Source organism: Nakamurella sp. (genome assembly GCF_048594475.1).
In the GTDB taxonomy this organism is placed as follows: Bacteria; Actinomycetota; Actinomycetes; order Mycobacteriales; family Nakamurellaceae; genus Nakamurella.
In genome coordinates, this window is record NZ_JBMDXT010000285.1 from 1 (window position 1) to 1,820 (window position 1,820).

Below are 1,820 nucleotides of genomic sequence, written 5' to 3' on the forward strand. Positions count from 1 at the left end.
CGTCCGCTCGCCCGGCCGGGTCAGTCATCGACGGCCCGCAGCGTCGTGGCCGCGCCGACCGCGGCGATCACGGCGGCCGCCTTGTTCCGGCACTCGGCGTCCTCGTTCGCCGGCACCGAATCGGCCACGACGCCGGCGCCGGCCTGCACGTAGGCGACGCCGTCGGCGACCAGGGCGGTCCGGATGGTGATCGCGGTGTCGGCGTCGCCGGCGAAGTCCAGGTAACCGACGACACCGCCGTACACCCCGCGCCGCAACGGCTCCAGCTCGTCGATGATCTGCATGGCCCGCGGCTTGGGCGCGCCGGACAGGGTGCCGGCCGGGAAGCAGGCGGCGAGCGCGTCGTAGGCGGTGCGGTCGGGGGCCAGCTGCCCGGTCACCGTCGAGACGATGTGCATGACGTGGCTGTACCGCTCGATGGTGAAGAAGTCGACCACCTTGACCGACCCCGGGGCGCAGACCCGGCCGAGGTCGTTGCGGCCCAGGTCGACGAGCATCACGTGCTCGCTGCGTTCCTTCTCGTCGGCCAGCAGGTCCTTGGCCAGCAGGACGTCGTCCTCCTCGGTGTGCCCGCGGGGCCGCGTGCCGGCGATCGGATGCATCGTGACCAGGCCCTCCCGGACCGTCACCAGGGCCTCCGGCGACGAGCCGACGACGGCGATCGGGTCGCCGTCGGGGGTGGGCAGGCGGAGCAGGTACATGTACGGGCTCGGGTTGGTGGCCCGCAGCACCCGGTAGATCTCCAGCGGGTCGGCGTCGGTGGGCACGTCGAAGCGCTGCGACAGCACGATCTGGAAGGCGTCACCGGCCCGGATGTGCTCCTTGGCCACCTCGACCTTGGCCCGGTAGTCGGCCGACTCCATCCGCCGGGTGACCTCGGGGGCGCGGGCCGCGAAGTGGGCGGCCGGCAGGGTCCGCGGCCGGGCCAGCGCGGCGCTCATCCCGTGCAGCCGGCGGACCGCGTCGTCGTAGGTCTCGTCGACCCGCTCGTCGGTGCCGTCCCAGTTCACGGCGTTGGCGATGAGCGTGACGGTGCCCTCGTGGTGGTCGAGCGCGGCCAGGTCGGTGGCCAGCAGCATCACCAGCTCGGGGATCAGCGGGTCCGCGGCGGAGCCTGCGGCCGTCTGACCCCCGATGTTCTCCCAGCGCCGCACGACGTCGTAGCCCAGGAACCCGACCAGGCCGCCGGTGAGCGGGGGCAGCCCGGCCAGCGGCTCGGTGTGCAGGAACCGCAGCGACTCGTCGAGCACGCGCAGCGGGTCGCCGCCGCGGGGCAGGCCCGCCGGCACGGTGCCCAGCCAGACGGCCTCGCCGTCCCGTTCGCTCAGGATCGCCGGCGCCTGCACGCCGACGAACGACCAGCGCGACCAGGACCGGCCGTGCTCGGCCGACTCCAGCAGGAACGTGCCCGGCCGGTCGCCGCACAGCGTCAGGTAGAGCCCGACCGGGGTGATCGTGTCGGCGAGCAGCCGCCGGGTCACCGGGATCACCCGGCGGTCCCGGGCCAGTTCGCGGAACTCCGCGCGGGTGGGGCTGATCTCACCGAGGGCGGGGCGCCCCGGCGCGGCCGCCGAGTTCGTCGCGGGGGTCGTGACCGACATGCGGCTCATTCTGCCGGGCCGCCGATCGCCGGCCGACCACCGGAGGACCGGCGCCCGGTGGGCGGGTCGCCGGCCGGCCCGGACCGGATCGGTCGGCAGGGCCGGGGGCCGGGCGCGGGCCCGCCCCTTACGGTGGGGCGGTGACCGACATGCCCGATCCCGGTCCCGGCGGCGGGGCCGTCGCCGCCCCCCTCGCCCCCGCCCCCCCCCCCGCCCCCG

General features: G+C 75.5%; 1 protein-coding gene. It reads right to left on the minus strand.

The window, feature by feature from the left end:
- Window positions 1-20 precede the first annotated feature (20 nt).
- Window positions 21-1,601, minus strand: coding sequence for an anthranilate synthase component I (locus tag ACOJUF_RS13265; protein ID WP_420122312.1), 1,581 nt, complete (start codon window positions 1,599-1,601; stop codon window positions 21-23).
- Window positions 1,602-1,820: the final 219 nt, after the last annotated feature.

Coding starts and splice junctions, on each gene's coding strand:
- ACOJUF_RS13265 (WP_420122312.1), bottom strand. CDS start 1,601: ATGTCGGTCACGACCCCCGCGACGAACTCGGCGGCCGCGCCGGGGCGC.